Below are 232 nucleotides of genomic sequence, written 5' to 3'. Positions count from 1 at the left end.
TGCTGCGCACCGCTTCCAGTGAAGTGGCACCCCGGTTTGACCGTGGTGGTTGAATGGGAGAAAGACCCGAATCCACACGATTCCGCCAATTGGCCAGATCCTCCATTTTCGGCTGCTTGGCGCAAGGCTGCTCGGGAGCACGAAACGCGCTACACCCGTCATCGTGCGGTAGTGGCAGTTGCTCCATATGAGGACTTGGGGTTGGTAAACGTGCATTTCTTGCCCTGTAACC

Annotated in this window: 1 protein-coding gene; it reads left to right on the top strand. The window is 57.3% G+C overall.

Translation table 11 applies throughout. From position 1 onward, the window contains the following. The coding region (locus AACY52_RS32065) for a DUF3304 domain-containing protein (RefSeq protein WP_339561651.1) at positions 1-232 on the top strand (232 nt) is incomplete at both ends.

The sequence above is a fragment of the Pseudomonas sp. EA_65y_Pfl1_P113 genome (assembly GCF_963970525.1).
GTDB lineage: Bacteria > Pseudomonadota > Gammaproteobacteria > Pseudomonadales > Pseudomonadaceae > Aquipseudomonas > Aquipseudomonas tritici.
This window is presented reverse-complemented; position numbering and strand designations above follow the sequence as displayed.